The following is a 20,026-nucleotide window of genomic DNA, read 5'->3' on the forward strand; positions in this document are numbered from 1 at the left end:
CACCACCCTAGTGGCGGAACAAATCACGAACCTACGACCTTTGCAATAGCGTTGATATCTAACTTTAATCGGCTTCGGGCGTAATGCTGTGAATCACCTCGCCTGTGGCATCAAGGAATTGGATCGAACCGAAGCCCTCTTCGGTGACGGTCATGCGAATACGGGGCTTGTCGTTTTTGTCCGACAGCGAAACGGCGGGGGTGCCGTCTGCGGCAACGGTGAACTGCATACGGGTCGGGGTAGACACACCGGGCACAAGCGCATTGCCCAGTGCCGGTTCGCGCATCAGAGGCGGAGCCTGATTGATGGAAAAGGCGACGGAGCCATCCGGAGAAACCCGCCATCCGATCGCATCCATGGCGGGGTGGTCGAGCGCCAGTACCGCCATGCCGCCCTCAACATCGGCGGTGCCGAACCCGCCGCGTTCGCTGCCCTTGTCGTCATAGAGGATTAGTCCCGCAACATTGAAGGCGCGTTTGTACTGGATACCGTCAATGATCGGTGCCGGTGTTTCTCCCGACAAGGTCATGCGGATGGTGCCGTCTGCATCGACGATATCGATGCGCCGCGCGCTGATCCGGTCATGGTCCGGAGCATCGATACGAGTTTGAGGGCTACGGTCCTCGATGATGCGGTTCAGAACAGCCAGTGACGGGCGTCTGGGTTCTGCGTCTTGCGCCAGAACAGGCATGGCCGTCAGGCTTGCCAGTACCATCGGTACGGCAGTCATAAATATCGAACGCATGATTTTTCTCCCGAAGAGAGCGGCTGTCCTAGTGCGAGGCTTGCCGCTTCTTTTCGATGACTTCCCACATCGCTGCCGTAGCGTCGATACCCGAGAAGTCGAGAAGCTGTTGCGCACCGGTTGGGGAGGTGACGTTGATCTCGGTCATGTAGTCGCCGATGACATCGATGCCGACAAAGATCAGGCCGCGCTCTTTCAGATAGCCGCCGATGGTGCCGCAGATTTCCAGATCGCGCGGGGTCAGCTCGACAGGGGCTGCGGTGCCGCCAACGCGCAGGTTCGAGCGCACTTGATCTTTGGCCGGAATACGGTTGATGGCCCCGACAGGCTCGCCATCGACAATCAGGATACGCTTGTCGCCCGCCGAAACAGCTGGAATGAATTTCTGGATCACCAGCGGATCGCGCGAAGCCGAGGCGTGGATTTCGATCAGGGCTTCGAGGTTCGGATCATCGGCTTTCAGGCGCACCACGCCCGAGCCCGCCGCACCGTGAAGCGGCTTGAGGACCACATCGCCGTGGCGTTTGTGGAAGTCCATCAGGGCGACCGGATCGATGCTGACCAGGGTTGGCGGTTGCAGTTGTGGCCACAAGGTCGCGACCAGTTTTTCCGGTGCCGAACGGACCTCGGCCGGATCGTTGACCACCAGCGTCTTGGGGTGGATGCGTTCCAGCAGATAGGTGGCCGTGACATAGGCCATGTCGAATGGCGGATCCTGACGCATCAGCACCACATCGATATCGTTTTCGAGGTCCAGTTTGACCTCGTCGCCAAAGGTGACGTGATCGCCCTGTGCTTTTTTCACGGTGACCGGACGGGCGCGGCAGTACAGGCGGCCTTCATCCAGAGCCAGTGTGCGGAAGTCATAGACCCACAGCTTGTGGCCGCGTGCCTGCCCTGTCAGGGCCATCAGGAAGGTGGTGTCCGAGCTGACATTGACGTCCTCGATCGGATCCATCTGGATGGCAACTTTGAGCATGGCGTTTCCTTTGACGGGGCGCAGGGTGCGAAGAACAAGGCTTTGATGCAGGGTGCAGACAAGGCCGTGGATCATGTGTGGCGATGCGGGTGACGGTTCGCAAGGACCGCAGGGGCGATAAATGCTCCCTAGTTCAGTCTCAGCCGAATTTTGTGCAGGCTATAGGCCGTGCTGGCCTCGACCGCATCGCTGATTTCGCGGGCGCGGGAGATGGCCTCCATGGCACCGTTCAAAATGCCCTGACGCTCGCGGGCGGCGGCGACATCCAGCCACGGGCGGTGGTCACACGGGTCCAGCAACGCACGGCGCAGGGCCGAGCGTTCGGCAAGATCATAGGCCTGTCCCTGCATGGCGCGGGCAAAGACGATGTTCTGCAACCGGATGACGGCCTGACGGTCGCTGATCGGGGCCATCAGAAGATCGAGGCGGTCGGCCACATGCAAAGTCAAACCGGCATGCAGGGCGCGGCGAGTCAGTTCGCTGGGCAGGACCAGTCGGCCCTGACTGAAGGGATCCAGCGCCACCGGCCCTTCGGGCGTTTCCACCCGCAACAGGACGTGACCGGGGAAGTCGACGGCGGCGGCTTCCAGCCCTGCGCGACGGGCGGCCTCCAGATAGAAGATCACCAGAAGCGCCGACAGTCCCCGACGCGACTGGGTGACATTGATAATATCGGTGCCCTGCAGGGTCTCGCCGTTCAGCAGGTCGCCATTTAGCCGGAAATCTCCGGCCATGGTTTCGGTCAGGGCTTCGTCGGGAGATTCTTTTTCCACGCGCTCGCGCAGGCGCTTGGACGAGGCCTCGACAAGTTGACGCACCGTCGAGGCATCCCGGAACGGGGTATCGTGCAGCGCGCAGGCAATAGTGGCTTCCAGTGTCGGGAAGGTTTTGTCGTCGGCCAGACCGGCGGCTTCCAGAATGGATATGGCCTCTTCGCGGGTCAAAAACGTGTCCGTCCACTGGTCATCAGGTTGCGAACATGGCGCGGAAAGCGACCGGGCGATAGGGCAATAAGATCAAGGCGCGGTGTCAGCCGGTTTAAGGCCGGGCGACTGCGGCACAGGCGCGTTGCGGCCTGTAGCAAGCGGTCCTGCTGGTCGGGCCGCAGCGACAGTTCGGCCTGATCGCGACGCGTGCGCGACTTGACCTCGGCGACCACCAGATAGCGGCCCTTGCGAGCCAGAATGTCGATCTCGGCCATAGGGGTTTTCAGGCGAAAGCCCAAAATCTGGTAGCCCTTGAGCATCAGATAAAGCACCGCCAGCCACTCGTTGCGGTGACCGGCACGCCAAGCTTTGCGGCCCCGCCCGCTGCGTTCCGATGAAACCAAGATGGCTGTCGTCCCCCTTTGGACTGCTCTCGTCGAACCTATTTCCCCTGTAGGTCCAATGCGCGTTTGTAGAGTGTTTTACGCGGAAGATTGAGCGCCTTGGAGACTTCCGAGGCGGCCTCGCCCAAGGGCAGTCGTGCCATGGCTTCTTTCAGGGCCGCATCGATGTCGGCCTCGCTGGCGACTTCGGCAGCACCTGGCCCGACGACGATAACAATCTCGCCCTTTGGAGCATCACAGCGTGGATTGTTCGCGAGTTCAGGCAGGGTGCCACGCACGCATTCTTCATACAGCTTGGTCAGTTCGCGGGCGACGGCGGCATCGCGCGGACCCAGAACCTCGGCCATGTCGGTCAGGCTGTCTTTCAGGCGCGGGCCGCTTTCAAAGAAGACCAGCGTCTGGCGTGAGGTGCGCAATTCTTCCAGCGCAGTTTTGCGTGCCGCAGACTTGGGCGGAAGGAAACCGGCAAAGGTAAAACGGTCCGACGGCAGGCCTGCAATACACAGGGCGGCCAGCGCACTGGATGCGCCCGGAATGGGGTGGACCGGCAGGTCTTCGGCAATGGCCGCGCGGGCGACAATAAAGCCTGGATCGGACACCATCGGCGTTCCGGCATCGGATACCAGAGCCACGACGGCACCGTCCTTCAGCTGCTCGATGGCGATCTGGGCCGCACGGGCCGATGTGTGGTCATCACAGCGTTCCAGCTTGGCCTTGATACCGTAAGCGGTCAGCAGCTTGGCCGTGACGCGGGTGTCTTCGGCCAGAACCAGATCGGCTGCAGACAGCACATCCAGTGCCCGCAAGGTGATGTCGCGCAGGTTCCCGATCGGTGTCGCCACCAGATAAAGCCCGCCGGAGACAGAGCGGGCAGGCGGTGCGGTACGCGGGAAAAGGACGGGATCGGCAGCAGGATCGGACATGGCGCGGACCCTGCCAGTGTCTGCCATCCGGCTCAATGGCGAGGGGAACAAAAAGTAAAACGGGCCGCCTTGGAGGGCGACCCGCTGTAATCTGTATCAAGGCTTGGCCTTAACGCGGGCCGCGACCTCTCAGTCCGCCAAAGACCAGAGACACCACGAACAGGATTACGGCGATGATGGCGACAAATTTGGCGATTTCCATCGAGGTGCCAGCAATACCGCCAAACCCGAGAAGGGCGGCGACCAAGGCGATGATGAAAAAGATAATGGCCCAACGCAGCATGTTGTAACTCCCTGATTATTTTATGGGTGCGGCCACCTGAGTGACTGCGGGGATCCAAAACTGAACGCGTCTCTGCGGCGGGGTGTTCCGTAAAACGGAAATATTCGGGTCATTAAAATGCAAATGGCGCAACCCGTATAAGGCTGCGCCATGCATGTTTTGGGTGTCGCTTTAATCTAGCGGCGACGGGAGCGGCGCTTGTCTCTGGGCGGCTCACGACCCTGGTCGTTGAAGACTGTCAGGGCCAGCGCGGCCAGCCCCGGTTTCTTCAGCAGAACGGCCCCTGCAGCCAGTGCAGCGACAATGCCGATAACCGGGCGTTGCTGGACCAGATGCAGAAGACGGCCCGGCAGACCGTCAGGCTCCTGAGCCTCGTAATCGTCGTCATCATCCTCGTCGCCAACCTTGTTGGCAAAGACGAGGAAGGCGATCAGGGCGAAGACCGAGAACAGACCTGCCGTGATCGCCGCAGCGCCCATAGGCGGCAGCACAAGGCTGAGTGCGTAAAACACAGTTGCGCCCAGCGCGACAACGGCCACCAGAGCGGCTCCTGCGGCCACGGCCCCTGCGATCATGCGGTTGACGAGATGGCGGATCATCAGTTGCGACGGCCTGCCAGCAGAAGGCCGATCACAACGCCGACACCGAGGGCAATGGCGGTCGATTGCAGCGGACGCTCCTGAACGCGTTCGGTGACATAGCGCTGGGCATCGTCAAAACGGTCCTGCGCTTCGTCATAGTATTCACGGCCGCGCTCGCGGGCGGTGGCGTAATATTCTTCGGCCTTGCCCTTGAGCTCTTCGGCCTTGACCTGAGCTGCGGCCTTGGCTTCGGCAGCCTTGGCCTTGAGGTTGGCGGCTTCCTCGCGGGCGCCGATCTTCACATCATCCTTCAAGGTCACAACATCTTCCTTCAGGGTTTTGAGGTCGTCTTTGATGGCTTCACGAGTCTTGGACGTCGCCATGGGGCATCGCCTCCGTAATGAGCTTGACTATAAGATAAGGGGTCCATGATCCCAACGCTATAGGCAACAAGCTGTTCCGCCGCCCAAATGATTAAGCGCTTTGTTTGTAATGGGAAGTGGTGACCAGAAGTTTGCCGTTATGCCACTGGATGGTTTGGATTTTGTCCCATAAAGTCGGGCCTATGACCGATTGGCTGATTGCTCCCCGCCCCGCACCTTCTTTGCCGCTCCATAACGATGTGCGGCGATTTGCCGTGCGTCGCATCGTCTGTGTGGGCCAGAACTATGCGGCCCACGCGCGTGAAATGGGTGCCGCTGGCGACAAGCCGGATCCGTTCTTCTTTACCAAGCCCGCCGATGCCGTGGTCGTGGACGGGGCCGATCCGGTCTATCCGCTGGCGACAGCCAATCTGCACTACGAGGTCGAGCTTGTGGTAGCGCTGGGCGAGGGCGGTAAGCCTGTCGCTTGGGGTGTCGGTGTGGACCTGACGCGCCGCGACCTGCAATCGGCGGCCAAGTCGGCAGGGCGTCCGTGGGATGCCGCCAAGGCCTTTGACCAGTCGGCCCCGTGTGGTGCGCTGAGCCTGACACCGCCGCCTGCCAATGCCGCCATCAGCCTGAAAGTGAATGGCGAACTGCGCCAGAACAGCCATCTGGGCGACATGCTGTGGGATGTGGACGGCATTCTGGGCAAGGCCGCCCAGTTGTGGGATTTGCAGGCGGGCGACCTGTTCTTTACCGGCACCCCCGAAGGGGTCGGGCCATTGAACCCCGGTGACCATGTCGAGGCCGAGATTGAAGGCCTGCCGACGCTGCGCTTTACGGTGGTGGCACGATGATCCTGCATGGCTATTGGCGCTCTGGCACCAGCTATCGCACGCGTATCGCGCTGAACCTCAAGGGCCTGTCCTATGATCAGGCGGCGGTGGATTTGCGCACGGGACAGCAAAAATCGGACGCCTATCTGGCGCATAATCCGCAAGGTCTGGTTCCGGCGCTGGAACTGGATGACGGGATGGTGCTGACCCAAAGTCCGGCCATTCTGGAATGGCTGGAAGAGCAGTATCCTCAAACGCCTCTGCTGCCGTCCGATCATGCCGGACGGGCACAGGTGCGGGCCATGGCGGCGGTGGTCGGGTGTGACATCCACCCGCTGAACAATCTGCGCGTGCTGAAAGCCATCAAGGGTCTGGGTGCCGACGAAGCGGCCACCAGTCAGTGGATCGGCCAATGGATCCATGACGGCTTTGCCGCGCTGGAGGTTCTGGTCGCCCGTCACGGTAAGGGCTGGTGCTATGGCGATCGGCCCACACTGGCGGACTGTTATCTGGTGCCGCAAATCTATTCGGCGCGGCGCTTTAATATCGACCTTTCGGCCTATCCGCATCTGCTGGCGATCGAGGCACAGGCCGATCAACATCCAGCCTTTGTCGCGGCCCATCCTGACCAACAGCCGAACGCCGATCAGCTGTAGAGAAAATCGGCTGAACAAAAAAGAGGGTGAAGACGAACTTCACCCTCTTTAGCGACCGGCGGTCAATCTCGCGTAAACCAATCGGCGCCAGATTGGTCTCGTGAGATTCTCTGACACCCCTAATCCGGTAGACAGACTGGCCCTTGCTGTGGCCGTGGAGTCTGATCGCCATCGCCCGTTGCCCTTGCGGCAGCGCGAGGATTCCGTGCGCCAGATTCTGCAAACGGCGTCGGATGCCGGTATCTCTATGGTGGCGACCAAGCCGACCGGGGATGGCGAGCGTCTTTTGGGTCAGTCATGGCCCTTCCCGTCGCCTTTCCGCGTTTCGGTACGCACGGTGGAACTGTCCGAAGGCCTTGATCGTGCGGAGGCCCGCGCCCGTCGCTCGCTGGAACATATGGGCCTGCCGCGCGGTGATGTGGTTCTGGTACAGAATGCCAATGATCTGGCCGGTGAAGAGGGTCGTGCCCTGTGGAACCGTCTGCAAGGGCTGAAAGAGCGCGGCCTGTTCCGCAAGATCGGCTTTATTGCCTCTATCGAAGACAGCCCCGCTGTTCTGGCGCGTCGTTTCCAGCCGGATGTGGTGCAGTTGCCGTGTAATGTGCTGGACCAGCGCGCGCGCAAGAACGGCACCATCGAAAGTCTGGCCGAGATGGGGGTGCAGGTTCATCTGTCCTCGATCTTTGCCAAGGGATTGTTGTTCACCACCTCGGATCGTCTGCCTGAAGGTTTCCGTGCCTTTGCGCCGTCTTTGTCGCGGGTGCGCCGCCGCATGGCCGAGGCCTGTGTGGACCCGATGCAGGCCGCTTTGACCTATGGTCTGAACCTGCCGGGGGTCGAGCGGGTGATCGTCAAGGTCAACTCGGCACCACAGCTGCGAGCCATTCTGGCAGCCTCCTATGCGCCCTGCGCCGATATCGACTGGTCCAGCATGGCGCTGGAAGACAGCTCGGCGGCGCTCAGTGCCCGCCTGCGCGTGGTCAACGCGGCCTAAGCCCTGCGGGCCTGGTATAGACGACTTAAAATGGGGACTGATGGTGCACTAGGCTTGAGGTAAGGCACCTGATCCGCCACCTTGTCGGGACATGAACGCGCCCCTTGCCCACCCGCCTAAAATCGATTTGACGCCCGATGCCGCAACCACGCCGGTTATGGCGCAATTCCTGACGGCCAAGGCGGCGCATCCCGATGCCATGCTGTTCTTCCGCATGGGCGATTTCTACGAGCTGTTTTTTGACGATGCGGCACAGGCGGCGGCGGCGCTGGGCATTGCTCTGACCAAGCGCGGCAAGCATCGCGGCGAAGATATTCCGATGGCCGGTGTTCCGGCTCATGCGATGGACGGCTATCTGGCCCGTCTGATCCGCCACGGCTTCAAGGTCGCCGTGTGCGAACAGATGGAAGACCCGTCCGAAGCCAAGAAGCGCGGCTCCAAATCGGTGGTGCGCCGTGATGTGGTGCGGGTGGTGACGCCCGGAACCCTGACCGAGGACAATCTGCTGGATGCGCGCGGGGCCAATCGTCTGGCCGCCGTGGTGATCCGCAAGGGCCGCGCCGCCGTGGCGGTGGTGGAGCTGTCGGCCGGTGTGGTGGATTCGGTGGCCTGCGATGTGGGCGATCTGGGTTCGGTACTGGCGGCGTTCCGCCCGTCGGAAGTTCTGGTGCCGGACCGTTTGTTCAGCGACAGCGACATGAAGTCGGCGCTGGACGGCTCAGGCGGTGTGGTTCAGGCCATGCCGCAAGCCTTGGCCGAGCCTAATGGTGCGCGTGACCGCGTACAGCGCCTTTATGGGGTTGCGGCTCTGGATGGTTTTGGCGCGTTTGAAGAGGCCGAGGTTTCGGCCCTTGGTCTGATCGCCGCCTATCTGGAAACCACGCAAGCCGGCAAGATACCCGCTCTGGCCGCACCGCGCCGATCGGGCGATGTCGGCCATCTGGCGATTGACCCTTCGACCCGCAACAGTCTTGAAATCGACCGCACCCAGCGTGGCGAGCGCGACGGCTCCTTGCTGCATGCCATTGACCGCACGGTGACGTCGGGCGGGGCGCGATCGCTGGCCGAGCGGATTTCGCGTCCGATGTGCGATCCGGCGCGTATCAATGCCGATCTGGATGCCGTGGCATGGATGGTCGAGAACCGCCCCCTGCGCCGTGATCTGCGTGACCTGCTGCGCGCGTCTGCCGATGTGGCGCGGGCGACCTCGCGTCTGGCGCTGGGCCGAGGTGGCCCGCGCGATCTGGCGGCAATCCGTTCGGGCCTGATCACGGCCGAAGGTCTGGGCGCACTGTTTGCCACGTCTCTGCGTGATCCGCTGGCGTGGCCGCCGGAGCGGATTGCCTCGGGGCTGGATCGACTGACGCTGGATGGCGAACTGTCGAACCTGCTGGCCGAACTGAAAGAAGGTCTGACCGAAGAGCCGTCGCATCTGGTGCGCGATGGTGGATTTGTAGAGGCCGGACATCGCCCTGAACTGGATGCCGCGCGCGCCCTTCGCGATGACAGCCGCCGCGTGATTGCCGATCTTGAAACCCGCGCCGTTAACGACAGCGGCGTGGCCTTCAAGGTGCGCCACAATGCCGTGCTGGGCTATTTCTTGGAAGCGACGGCCAAGGCTGCCGAACCGCTCATGCGGGCCGGGCCCGACAGTCCGTTTATCCATCGCCAGACCCTCGCCAATCAGGTACGTTTCACCACGGTCGAGCTGTCGGAACTGGATGCCAAGATCAGTCAGGCGGGCCATCGTGCCCTCGCCATCGAGACTGAAACCTTTGAAGGCTGGCGCCGTGAAGTGGCGCGTCTTGCGCCCCTGCTTCAGGCGGTGGCCGTGGCCATTGCCGAACTGGACGCCCATGCCGGTCTGGCCGAATGGGCCGAGGAAGTTGGCGCGGTACGCCCGAGGGTAGATGACAGCCTGAGCTTTGCTATCGAAGGCGGCCGCCATCCGGTCGTCGAGGCGGCGGTAAAGGCGCAAGGCCAACCCTATACGCCCAATGATTGTCGCCTGTCGGGCGATGGCGCATCGGGCAGCCGTCTGTCGATTGTCACCGGCCCCAACATGGCGGGTAAATCGACCTTCCTGCGCCAGAATGCCCTGCTGGTGATCCTTGCACAGGCCGGTGCCTTTGTGCCTGCCCGCTCCATGCAGTTGGGGGTGGTGGACCGTCTGTTCAGCCGCGTGGGGGCAGGCGACGATCTGGCCCGTGGCCGCTCGACCTTCATGATGGAGATGGTGGAAACCGCCGCCATCCTGACACAGGCCACGCCGCGCAGCTTTGTGGTGCTGGACGAGATCGGACGCGGCACCGCTACCTATGACGGTCTGGCGATTGCTTGGGCCACGGCAGAGGCGCTGCACGACAACAACCGCGCGCGCACCTTGTTTGCCACCCACTATCACGAACTGGCCCAGCTTGAGGAAAGGCTGGACTACGTCTCCAACCTGTCGATGGCCGCCAAGGAATGGAATAGCGAACTGGTCTTCCTGCACGAAGCCATCACAGGGGCCGCTGACCGTTCTTACGGTGTGCAGGTGGCGCGTCTGGCCGGTGTGCCGCCCAAGGTGGTGGCGCGCGCCAAGTCGGTGCTGGAAAAGCTGGAAAAGGAAAAGACCTCTTCCAGCAATCTGGGCGACCTGCCTCTGTTTGCGTCTGTCCAGCCCGCGCCGGAACCGACAGGGCCGTCGCCGCTTGATCTGGCGATAAAGGATATCAATCCCGACGACCTGACCCCGCGCGAGGCGCTGGAGGCGCTTTATCGTTTGAAGGGGTTGGCGCAGTAATGTCTCTGGACCCGCGCCTGTTGGAAGCCGCATCGGCTGACGATGTGCGCGGGGCGGTGACAACCCACTTACGCGAAGCCTATGAGGCGGGGCGCGAACGGGCACGACGGCGTCTGGAATCCGGCGGCGAGGGTGCCGAGGTGGCGCGTCTTTACGCCGAGGTCGCCGATGATTTGCTGGTCAATCTGTGGCGTTTTGCGACCGAGGTGCTTTATCCGGATGCGAGCGACCGTCTGTGTTTGATGGCGGTGGGGGGTTACGGGCGCGGGGTCTTGGCTCCGTTCTCCGACCTTGATCTGCTGGTGCTGCGCCCCGTGCCTCAGGTGTCCGAACGCGCGGCCAAGGTCAGCGAGTTCATCCATTATGTGCTGTGGGACTTGGGGCTGAAGGTTGGTTCCAGTTTCCGGTCCCTGCGCGAGACGCTGGACCTGGCCAAAAGCGATATGACGGTGCGGACCACGCTGCTGGAAGCGCGGTTCCTGGTTGGTGATGCCAGACTGGGCGAGGACTTGCTAAAGCGGTTTCGCACGCGGATACGCGAGGCCGATCCGACCCCGTTTATCGCGGCCAAGATGTCGGAACGCGATGTCCGCATCAGCAAGACCGGCGGAGTGCGCAACCGCGTGGAGCCCAACGTCAAGGACGGCAAGGGCGGATTACGCGATCTGAACACCCTGTTCTGGATTGCCCTGTCGGTGGACCCTGACAGTGCGCGCGGCAAGAAGGCGCTGGAAGGATTACTGGGCGCGGGCGAGATGCGCAGCTTCCGCGAAGCCATCGGTTTTTTGTGGCAGGTGCGTATCCATCTGCATCTGGTCGCAGGGCGCGCCGAGGAAAAACTGACCTTTGATTTCCAGCCAGAGATTGCCCGCCGCATGGGGTGGCGTGGCCGTGGTGACGAACTGGCGGTCGAGCGGTTTATGCGCCGTTACTTCCTTGTCGCCGGTAGGGTCGGGGCGCTGACCCGCGCGGTGTCCGCCCAACTGGAAGCCCGCCAGCAGAAGAAATCCGAGGGGCTTTCACGCGGCCTGTCGCGCCTGTTCCAGCGCAAGCGGGTCAAGCTGGCTTTTGACGGACTGGTGGTCGAACAGGGCCGTCTGAGTGTCAGCAGTGCCAATGTGTTTGCCCGTGACCCGGTACGCCTGCTGATGTTGTTCGTCGAGGCGGACAGGCTGGATATCGATCTGCATCCCGATGCCGTTGCGGCGGTGATCCGGTCCTTGTCGCTGGTGACACCGGCGGTGCGGCGCGATCCGAGGGCCAGCGAACTTTTGCTGCATCTTCTGGCCCATAGCCGTCGCCCCTATCGGGTGTTGTCGCTGATGAACGAGACGGGATTGCTGGGACGCTTCCTGCCGGAATGGGGCCGCATCGTCGGCCAGACCCAGTTCAACATGTATCACGCCTATACGGTGGACGAGCACACGCTTCAGGCCGTCGGCATTATCGACGACATCAAGAAGGGCACGCTGGAACACGACCATCCGGCATCCTCTGCGGTCATCCATAGTATTGTCGATCCCGAAGCCTTGATGCTGGCCATGTTGCTGCACGATGTCGGCAAGGGCGGCGATCTGGGGCAGCTGGAAGAAGGGGCCATTGCCGCGCGCAGTGCCTGTGAGCGGCTGGGCATTGATCCGCGCCGGATCGAGCTGGTGGTCTGGCTGGTGCGCAATCACTTGCTGATGAGCGACTATGCCCAGAAGCGTGATGTGTCGGACCCTGACACCGTGCGGGCCTTTGCCGAGGCGGTGGGGGATCTGGAGCGTCTGCGGATGCTGATGGTGCTGACGGTGGCCGATATCCGCGCCGTCGGGCCGGGGGTCTGGAACGGCTGGAAGGGGCAACTGATGCGCGCCCTGTTCGACAAGGCCGAGGCCCTGTTCAGGGGCGGTGATGTGCGCGGCGATGATCTGTTGCCCGACCATGCGGCCCTGATCGAGAAGGCGCGTTTTGCCGGTGTGGCGATCCAGTCCACCTTGCCTCAAGGGCCGCTGGAAGCGACCTCGCAGATTGTGGTGGCCACCCATGACCGGCGGGGCCTGTTTGCCGATATGACCGCCACGCTGGCTCTGGCCGGTGCCGATGTGGTGGGCGCACATCTGGTGACACAGGATGACGGCATGGCGCTCGAAGTGTTTGAAATCCAGAACACTGCGGGTGAGCCTTTTGGTCTTCTGGAGCCGCGCCGTTTGTCCATTCTGGCGCGGGCGCTGGAGCGGGCGGCGCTAAAGGGGGCGCGGGGCTCGGCCCATACGGTGCAACGGGTCAGTGCGCGGCGCGCCATTTTCGATGTGCGACCGGTGGTGCGGATCGATACCGGATTTGTCCCGCATGCGGTGGTTGTCGAGGTATCGGGCGCGGACCGTTCGGGCCTGTTATCGGACTTGGCGCATATCTTTTCCGAGCAAAACTTCTCAGTGCGCTCGGCCCATATTGCCTGTTTTGGCGAGCGGGCTGTGGATGCGTTTTATCTGACCGACAATGACGGGCAAAAGCCGACAGATGCCGAGGCTCTGGAGGTTTTGCGCCAAGCTCTGGTCGAGGCACTGGATGCGCCCTTGCTGGGACCGGAGGGGCGCCCCATCACGCCGGTGAGGGCCAGTATCCGCGATGTGTCGGTAATCGGCACCAACCCCGTATCCAAGACGGCTGTGCCGCGCTAAGCGACAAGGGACGAGGAGCCGTCCGTGAACGACAAAAACAATACCCCGCCAGAAGGCCTGCCAGAAAACCTACCTGACAGCTTGCCCCAAAGCCTGCCGCAAACCTTGTCGCCCGAGGCGGATGCCGCGCAGACAGCGGTAGAAAATCAGGCAGATATGGCCCCGCAAAGCACCGGTGTGGCCAAGTCTTCGGCGGTGTTCGGCGGCATGACCCTGCTCAGCCGTCTGGCTGGTTTTGCCCGCGATACGGTGATTACGGCGGCGCTGGGCGCATCGGCGGGTCCGGCGGCGGATGCCTATTATACGGCTCTGAACTTTCCCAACCTGTTCCGTCGCATCTTTGCCGAGGGCGCGTTTGCCGCCGCCTTCGTGCCAGCCTATTCGCGCAAGCTAAAGACCGAAGGTTCCGAGGCTGCCGATCAGGTCGCCACCGACGCCATGGCGGTGATCGTGGCGGCGACGCTGGTCCTGACCGTGATCGCGCAACTGGCCATGCCGTGGCTGATGACCGTCATCAATGTCGGCTTCCTCGATGATCCGGAGCGTTTCAAGCTGGCCGTGGTGCTGACCCAGATCACCATGCCCTATCTGCCGTGTATGGCCGTGGCGGCCTTGCTCAGCGGTGTGCTGAATGCACGCGGACGGTTCTTGGTGTCGGGGGCCTACCCGATCCTGTTGAACGTCATCATGTTGCTGATGATCCTGCCGGTGAAGGGCGGGCCTGTGGCTTCGGCCACCATGGCCAGTTGGTCGGTGCTGGTGGCGGGTGTGGCGCAGGCGGGTCTGTGCTGGTGGGCGGTGCGTAAGGCGGGTGCCAATATTCGCATCCGCATTCCGCGCATGACCCCTGCGGTGAAGGCCATCATTATTACGGCTATTCCGGCGGCCATCGGTAACTCGGCGACCCAGATCAACGTCTTTTTGTCGGGAAACCTGTCCAGCTTTGTGAACGGTGGACGCACCTGGCTGGCGACGGCCGACCGCCTTTACCAGTTGCCGCTGGGACTGGTGGGTGTGGCCATCGGTATTGCCTTGCTGCCGCGCCTGTCGGCGGCGGTGGCAACGGGAGACCACAAACAACAACAGGGCTCGATGGACGAGGCCATGCTGTTGTCGATGGCGCTGACGCTTCCGGCGGCGGCAGCCCTGATGGGCATGCCCTTGTTCCTGATCGACGGCCTGTTCACGCGCGGCGAGTTTCTGGCCTTCGATGCGGAGAATACGGCCCGCGCCCTGTTCCAGTTTGGTTGGGGCGTTCCGGCCTTTGTGCTGATCCGTATTCTGGCACCGGCCTTCTATGCCCGTTCCGACAGCCGCACGCCGATGCGCTATGCGCTGGTCTCGGTGGCGGTCAATGCGGTGATGGCGGTGGGCCTGTTCTTTATGGGCATGGGCGTGGCCGGTATTGCGGCGGCTGTCAGTGCCTCGGCATGGGTCAATGCCCTGCTGCTGGCTGCCAATCTATGGCGCACCGACTATTATCGCCCCAGCAAGAACTCCATGTCGCGCCTCAGCCGTATCCTGCTGGCCAGTGTCGGCATGGGCGTGTTTGTGGCTGTGTGCAGCTGGGCGCGTCCGTGGATCGAGGCGCCGATTGCCAATGTGCTGGCCATGATCGGGACCGAGCGCGGGGTCAAGGAACTGGCCATGCTGCTGGTGGTGGGCTTTGGCGGTCTGGCCTATGTGGCGCTGGCCTTTGCGACCCGTGCCGTGACTGTGCGCGATGTGAAGCGTCTGATCCGCCGTGGCAGTTAAGGTGCGAAGGTTGCCCTTGCGCCATAGAGGCGATAAGCCACTGTCCATGATCTGTGTGCCCATGTTTTGTGGACTGCCTCGCCTGACAGGACGATGGCGCGGCTGAAATGTTCCGCTGCTGCCTTGCCTGTCGCTGCCTGATGGCCAGCGATCACATCTTCCCGAACGATTTTCGTCCAGAGCTTTCCCATGACTGATCAAACTCCGGCCCCCTATACTGGCCCTCGCCGCATCCTGTCCGGTATCCAGGCCTCGGGTGCCCTGCACCTTGGCAACTATCTGGGTGCGCTGAAGCGTTTCGTTGAAATGCAGAATGACGGCGACCCCTGCTATGTCTTCGTCGCCGATATGCACGCCATCACCGTGTGGCAGGATCCGGCCAAGCTGACCGCCCAGACGCGCGAGATCGCTGCGGCCTATCTGGCGGCCGGTCTTGATCCGGCCAAGTCGGTGATCTTCCCGCAATCGGCGGTTCCGGCCCATGCCGAGCTGGCGTGGATTTTCAACTGCGTCGCCCGCCTTGGCTGGTTGGACCGCATGACGCAGTTCAAGGAAAAGTCGGGCAAGCACAAAGAGCGCTCGTCGGTCGGCCTGTACACCTATCCGGTGCTGCAGGCAGCGGACATCCTGCTCTACAAGGCGACCGGCGTTCCGGTAGGCGAGGACCAGAAGCAGCATCTGGAACTGACCCGCGACATCGCCCAGAAGTTCAATAACGACTTTGGCGTGCCGAACTACTTCCCGCAGCCCGAACCGCTGATCCAGGGTCCGGCCACGCGCGTCATGTCCTTGCGTGACGGTTCGGCCAAGATGTCCAAGTCCGACCCGTCGGACCTGTCGCGCATCAATCTGACCGACGATGCCGAAACCATCGCCAACAAGATCAAGAAGGCCAAGTCCGACATGGATGCCCTGCCGGAAACGGTAGAGGGTCTGGAAGGTCGCCCCGAGGCCAAGAACCTTGTGGCCATCTATGCGGCACTGTCGGGCGTTTCGCGCGAGGCCGTTCTGGCCGAGTTCGGTGGTCAGGGCTTCGGGGCATTCAAGCCCAAATTGTCGGAACTGGCGGTCAGCACCATGGCACCGGTCAGCAGCGAAATGCGCCGCCTGATGAACGATCCAGCCGAGATCGACCGCGTTCTGTCCAAGGGCGCGGCACAGGCGCGCGAAGTGGCCCAGCCCGTCGTCGACGAGGTCAAGAAGATCGTCGGCTTCTGGCAGGGTTAAGACCTTGTCGCACCCTCTGGACCGTCCGGTCCTGAGCGCCTTGTGTGGTGCCCGTCAGGCGGCTTTGGCTGTCAGGGCGGGTGCTGCCATGCGCTTCGAGGCGGGCTATGCCACCTTTGCGGTTTGCCCCGATCCAACGATAGAGGCTCTGGCCGATCTGGCGCATCTGGACATGCCCGAAGGCGTGCTGATTACTGTCGAGGCTCAGGATATGGCGGTGCCGCAGGGCATGGTTGTGGTGAAGGATGCGGTTCTGGCCCAGATGGTGCTGACGGCTCCGGCACAGTTTTCACGCACAGGGATTGCGGTCGAGCCTCTGGGCGAGGCCGATGCTGCCGACATGCTGGCACTGGCGACCCTGACCGAGCCGGGACCGTTTTACGACAAGACGCATCGTCTGGGTGATTTTGTCGGCGTGCGCCATGACGGACGTCTGGTGGCCATGGCAGGCGAGCGGATGAAGCCGGACGGCTTTACCGAGGTGTCTGGGGTCTGTGTCCATCCCGAGGCCCGCAGCCGTGGCTATGCCGGTGCCATGATCAAGGTGGTAACCGACCGGATACTGGCGCGGGGCGAGCAGGCCTTTTTGCACTCCTATCCCGATAATGCCGGTGCCATGGCGCTTTATCACGCGCTGGGCTTTGCCGAGCGGGCGCGGGTCAATATGCGGGTGCTGGCCAAAGCCTGACCGGCTGCTTAAGTCTTTGTTCGGGGCATGAACCGGAGAGAGCCATGAGCCAGCACACAGCCATCATCGAATGGAAGCGGGGCGAGCAGCCCTTTAGCGACAACAAATATTCGCGTGCGCACGACTGGACGTTTGACGGCGGTGCCGTGGTGCGCGGCTCGTCCACGCCTTCAGCCATGATCCCGCCGCCTCTGTCGGACGAGACGGCGGTCGATCCCGAAGAGGCGCTGGTGGCCGCCGTATCCAGTTGCCACATGATGTTCTTCCTCGCCTATGCCCGCAAGGATGGCTTTGTCGTCGATAATTATCGCGATGCCGCCGAAGGCACGCTGGGCAAGGACGAACGCGGCAAGATGTCGATCACCGATATTGTGCTGCGCCCGACGGTCAGCTGGTCCGGTGATACGCAACCGGATGCGGCGCAGATCCAGGACCTGCATCACCGCGCCCACGAGGCCTGCTATATTGGCAATTCGGTGCGTTCGACTGTGACGGTCGAACCGCAATAAGCGCAGAGCCTAGCCCTTGGCCGCGATGTTCTTCAGGAAGGACGAAAAGCGGTCGAGGGCTTCCAGCGTTCTTTGCGGATGATGTTTCATCGGCCCGTTGCTGGTCGGTTCGTCAAAGGCATGGGTGCCGTCGGCGACCCAGTGCTCCACTGTCGAGCCATTGGCGCGGATGGCCTCATTGACCTTTTCGGCATTGCGCACGGTGGTCAGGTGGTCGCGGCTACAGGTGACGGCATAGACCTGTTGCGGGTGCTGCCACGGTTTGAGCCGGTTGGGGGCCAGCGGTCCGACATAGGCATAGGCCATCCAGACACCGGCCAGTTTCGACAGATCAATCTGGTCCAGATCGGCTAACCCTAACGCACTGGATTTAGGTTCCTGTGCCATCAACTCCATGATGGACCAGCCGCCATGGCTCCAGCCCGCCAGCACCATCTTGTCGGCATCCACATCGGGGCGTTGGGAAATACCGTAAAAGGCTGCGGCCACATCGCTGGCACGGTCAATGCCGCGAAACGCCAGATTGGTGCAGACGGTCAGCAGGGTGCGCAGACGTGTCCAGCCGCGCGGCCCGTAGGAATCGACAATGAAACAGCGCCAGCCCGCTGCCTTGGCTGTCTCGGCATAGCGCGGCAGATGATCCCGCAGTCCTCCGCAGCCATGGAACAACAACACCGCAGGGCGGGCGATATCATCGTCGGGACCGACGACGGTGACATGGGGTTCGAGCAAGGCCCAACGGGAGGAAAGCGTGTCCATGATATTGGACATAGGGGCAGACCAGACAAAGAAAAAGGAGCCACAGTCGCCTGCCGCTCCTTTATCTGTTGGCCTGTCGTTTTACCCGACCCTGCCGCCGACGCTGCCGCCTGCGATAGCGGAGAAAACGTTCTCAAACAGTGGCGGATCGCGCCCGCCGCGTTAGGCAATAATTCCCTCAAGTAGCAGGTGCCCGCGGCACCTGCGGTAGGGAAAGTAAGCCCCTCAAGCAGTGGACGACCGCGTCGTCCACGATAGGGAGGCCTAAAGAGAACTAATAGCTGGCTATGCCAGCTATTAGTGACGGAAGACGCGGACGCCCGTGAAGACCATGGCGATGCCCTTTTCGTCGGCGGCCTTGATGACTTCCTCGTCGCGCATCGAGCCACCCGGCTGGATGACGCAGGTCGCACCGGCGGCAACCGCTTCCAGCAGGCCGTCGGCGAACGGGAAGAAGGCTTCCGACGCACAGGCCGAACCCTCGGCCAGCGAGACGTCCAAGCCCTTGGCTTCACCGGCTTCCTTGGCGCGGATGGCGGCGATGCGGGCGCTGTCGCGACGGTTCATCTGGCCAGCACCGATGCCGGCGGTCTGGCCGTCCTTGGCATAGACGATGGCGTTGGACTTCACGTGCTTGGCCACGGTGAAGGCGAAGAGCATGTCTTCGATTTCTTTTTGCGTCGGCTGGCGCTGGGTCACGACCTTGAGGTCGGCTGCGGTCAGGTTCGACTTGTCGCGCGACTGGACGAGGAAACCACCGGCCACCGAGCGGAACACATTACCTTCGGCGTGCGGATCAGGCAGACCGTTGGTGATCAGCAGGCGCAGGTTCTTCTTGGCCGCGAACACAGCCTTGGCCGCATCGTCGGCACCCGGTGCGATCACCACTTCGGTGAAGATGCCGGTGATGGCGACAGCGTCGGCTTCGTTCAGCGGACGGTTGACGGCGATGACGCCACCAAAGGCCGAGACGGCATCGCATTCCAGAGCGCGGGCATAGGCCTCGGACAGGTCCTTGCCGACCGCCACGCCGCACGGATTGGCGTGCTTGACGATGACACAGGCCGGTTCGGCAAACTCGGCCACTAGCTCATAGGCGGCATCGGCGTCGGCGATGTTGTTATAGCCCAGTTCCTTGCCTTGAACCTGATCGGCATAGGCCACGCCCGGACGCTTTTCGCCGGTGCGGTAGAAGCTGCCGGTCTGGTGCGGGTTTTCGCCATAGCGCAGGGTCTGGGCCAGTTCGCCAGCGATCGACTTGCGGGCGGGGGCGATGTCTTGCAGTTGGCCAGCGAACCATGCCGAGACAGCGGCATCATAGGCGGCGGTGCGGGCAAAGGCGCGGGCGGCCAGTTGCTTGCGAAGGTCCAGCGAGGTCGAACCGTCGGCTTTCAGGGCTTCGACGATCATGCTGATGGATTCAGCATCGACAGCCACCGCGACATGGCCGTGGTTCTTGGAGCCGGAACGGATCATGGCGGGGCCGCCAATGTCGATATTCTCGATAGCGGCTTCAAAGCCACCACCCGATTCAACGGTCTTTTCGAACGGATACAGGTCGATCCAGACAATATCGATGGCACCGATATTGTGCTCGCTCATGGCCGCAGCGTGGGTCGGGGCGTTGCGAACGCCCAGCAGGCCGCCGTGCACGATCGGGTGCAGGGTCTTGACGCGACCGTCCATCATTTCCGGGAAGCCCGTCAGATCCGCCACATCCTTCACCGGCAGACCAAAGCCTGCGATGGCGGCCTTGGTGCCACCGGTCGAGACCAGTTCGACGCCGAGGTCGTGAAGGGTGCGGGCAGCCTCTTCCAGTCCGGTCTTGTCGGACAGGGAAATCAGGGCGCGCGCAGGCGCAACCGCGTTAGGGGCGGGAGGAAAATCGGGAGCGGCGGGCATGGCGACGTCCGTTACAGCTGGGAGCAGGAGATGGCGCGGCCTC

Annotated in this window: 19 protein-coding genes; 9 read left to right on the forward strand and 10 right to left on the reverse strand. The window is 62.5% G+C overall.

Going from position 1 to position 20,026, the window contains the following annotated elements:
• Positions 1–64 precede the first annotated feature (64 nt).
• From RSB01_RS01305 to RSB01_RS01340, 8 genes are all read right to left on the reverse strand, one after another.
• Complete coding sequence (locus RSB01_RS01305) at positions 65–745, reverse strand: hypothetical protein (protein WP_332589750.1); 681 nt, start codon at positions 743–745, stop codon at positions 65–67.
• Between the two features lie 28 nt (positions 746–773).
• On the reverse strand, positions 774–1,724 hold the full coding sequence (gene gshB, locus RSB01_RS01310) for a glutathione synthase (protein ID WP_332589749.1): 951 nt from the start codon (positions 1,722–1,724) through the stop codon (positions 774–776).
• A gap of 128 nt (positions 1,725–1,852) precedes the next feature.
• Positions 1,853–2,668 (reverse strand): transglutaminase family protein, encoded by an 816-nt coding sequence (locus tag RSB01_RS01315; RefSeq protein WP_332589748.1) that lies wholly within the window; start codon positions 2,666–2,668, stop codon positions 1,853–1,855.
• Entirely contained in the window at positions 2,665–3,054 is a 390-nt protein-coding gene (locus RSB01_RS01320; protein ID WP_332589747.1) for a YraN family protein, read from the reverse strand. Before RSB01_RS01320 ends, RSB01_RS01315 begins: the two co-directional genes overlap by 4 nt.
• 38 nt (positions 3,055–3,092) lie before the next feature.
• On the reverse strand, positions 3,093–3,977 hold the full coding sequence (gene rsmI, locus RSB01_RS01325) for a 16S rRNA (cytidine(1402)-2'-O)-methyltransferase (RefSeq protein WP_332589746.1): 885 nt from the start codon (positions 3,975–3,977) through the stop codon (positions 3,093–3,095).
• 109 nt (positions 3,978–4,086) lie between these two features.
• Positions 4,087–4,260: a DUF1328 domain-containing protein gene (locus RSB01_RS01330; RefSeq protein WP_312138575.1), complete on the reverse strand. Its 174-nt coding sequence runs from the start codon at positions 4,258–4,260 to the stop codon at positions 4,087–4,089.
• A gap of 176 nt (positions 4,261–4,436) precedes the next feature.
• Positions 4,437–4,859 carry a hypothetical protein gene (locus RSB01_RS01335; protein ID WP_332589745.1) on the reverse strand — a complete coding sequence of 141 codons (423 nt, stop codon included), beginning with the start codon at positions 4,857–4,859 and terminating at the stop codon, positions 4,437–4,439.
• Positions 4,859–5,224 carry a DUF883 C-terminal domain-containing protein gene (locus RSB01_RS01340; protein WP_332589744.1) on the reverse strand — a complete coding sequence of 122 codons (366 nt, stop codon included), beginning with the start codon at positions 5,222–5,224 and terminating at the stop codon, positions 4,859–4,861. The genes RSB01_RS01335 and RSB01_RS01340 overlap by 1 nt, the downstream gene beginning before the upstream one ends.
• A gap of 182 nt (positions 5,225–5,406) precedes the next feature.
• On the opposite strand from RSB01_RS01340, the gene RSB01_RS01345 reads away from it, so the two are divergent.
• The 9 genes from RSB01_RS01345 (at position 5,407) to RSB01_RS01385 (ending at position 17,322) form a co-directional block, all read left to right on the forward strand.
• Positions 5,407–6,063: a fumarylacetoacetate hydrolase family protein gene (locus tag RSB01_RS01345; protein WP_332589743.1), complete on the forward strand. Its 657-nt coding sequence runs from the start codon at positions 5,407–5,409 to the stop codon at positions 6,061–6,063.
• Positions 6,060–6,698, forward strand: a complete 639-nt coding sequence (maiA, locus tag RSB01_RS01350; RefSeq protein ID WP_332589742.1) for a maleylacetoacetate isomerase — start codon at positions 6,060–6,062, stop codon at positions 6,696–6,698. Before RSB01_RS01345 ends, maiA begins: the two co-directional genes overlap by 4 nt.
• A 100-nt stretch (positions 6,699–6,798) precedes the next feature.
• A complete protein-coding gene (locus tag RSB01_RS01355; protein WP_332589741.1) occupies positions 6,799–7,692 on the forward strand; it encodes an aldo/keto reductase in 894 nt (297 codons plus the stop codon).
• Positions 7,693–7,783: 91 nt separating this feature from the next.
• Positions 7,784–10,477, forward strand: coding sequence for a DNA mismatch repair protein MutS (mutS, locus tag RSB01_RS01360; RefSeq protein WP_332589740.1), 2,694 nt, complete (start codon positions 7,784–7,786; stop codon positions 10,475–10,477).
• Positions 10,477–13,143: a [protein-PII] uridylyltransferase gene (glnD, locus tag RSB01_RS01365; RefSeq protein WP_332589739.1), complete on the forward strand. Its 2,667-nt coding sequence runs from the start codon at positions 10,477–10,479 to the stop codon at positions 13,141–13,143. The genes mutS and glnD overlap by 1 nt, the downstream gene beginning before the upstream one ends.
• 24 nt (positions 13,144–13,167) lie before the next feature.
• Positions 13,168–14,898 (forward strand): murein biosynthesis integral membrane protein MurJ, encoded by a 1,731-nt coding sequence (gene murJ / locus RSB01_RS01370; protein ID WP_332589738.1) that lies wholly within the window; start codon positions 13,168–13,170, stop codon positions 14,896–14,898.
• Positions 14,899–15,087: 189 nt separating this feature from the next.
• Positions 15,088–16,125 (forward strand): tryptophan--tRNA ligase, encoded by a 1,038-nt coding sequence (trpS, locus tag RSB01_RS01375; RefSeq protein WP_332589737.1) that lies wholly within the window; start codon positions 15,088–15,090, stop codon positions 16,123–16,125.
• 4 nt (positions 16,126–16,129) lie between these two features.
• Positions 16,130–16,813: a GNAT family N-acetyltransferase gene (locus tag RSB01_RS01380; RefSeq protein WP_332589736.1), complete on the forward strand. Its 684-nt coding sequence runs from the start codon at positions 16,130–16,132 to the stop codon at positions 16,811–16,813.
• Positions 16,814–16,857: 44 nt separating this feature from the next.
• Positions 16,858–17,322: an OsmC family protein gene (locus RSB01_RS01385; protein ID WP_332589735.1), complete on the forward strand. Its 465-nt coding sequence runs from the start codon at positions 16,858–16,860 to the stop codon at positions 17,320–17,322.
• A 9-nt stretch (positions 17,323–17,331) separates the two neighbouring features.
• Here RSB01_RS01385 and RSB01_RS01390 read toward each other — a convergent pair whose 3' ends face one another.
• Positions 17,332–18,093 (reverse strand): dienelactone hydrolase, encoded by a 762-nt coding sequence (locus RSB01_RS01390; RefSeq protein WP_332619478.1) that lies wholly within the window; start codon positions 18,091–18,093, stop codon positions 17,332–17,334.
• Positions 18,094–18,378: 285 nt separating this feature from the next.
• Entirely contained in the window at positions 18,379–19,983 is a 1,605-nt protein-coding gene (gene purH / locus RSB01_RS01395) for a bifunctional phosphoribosylaminoimidazolecarboxamide formyltransferase/IMP cyclohydrolase (RefSeq protein ID WP_332591960.1), read from the reverse strand.
• Between the last annotated feature and the right edge of the window lie 43 nt (positions 19,984–20,026).

This window comes from Brevundimonas sp., from assembly GCF_036659295.1.
GTDB lineage: Bacteria > Pseudomonadota > Alphaproteobacteria > Caulobacterales > Caulobacteraceae > Brevundimonas.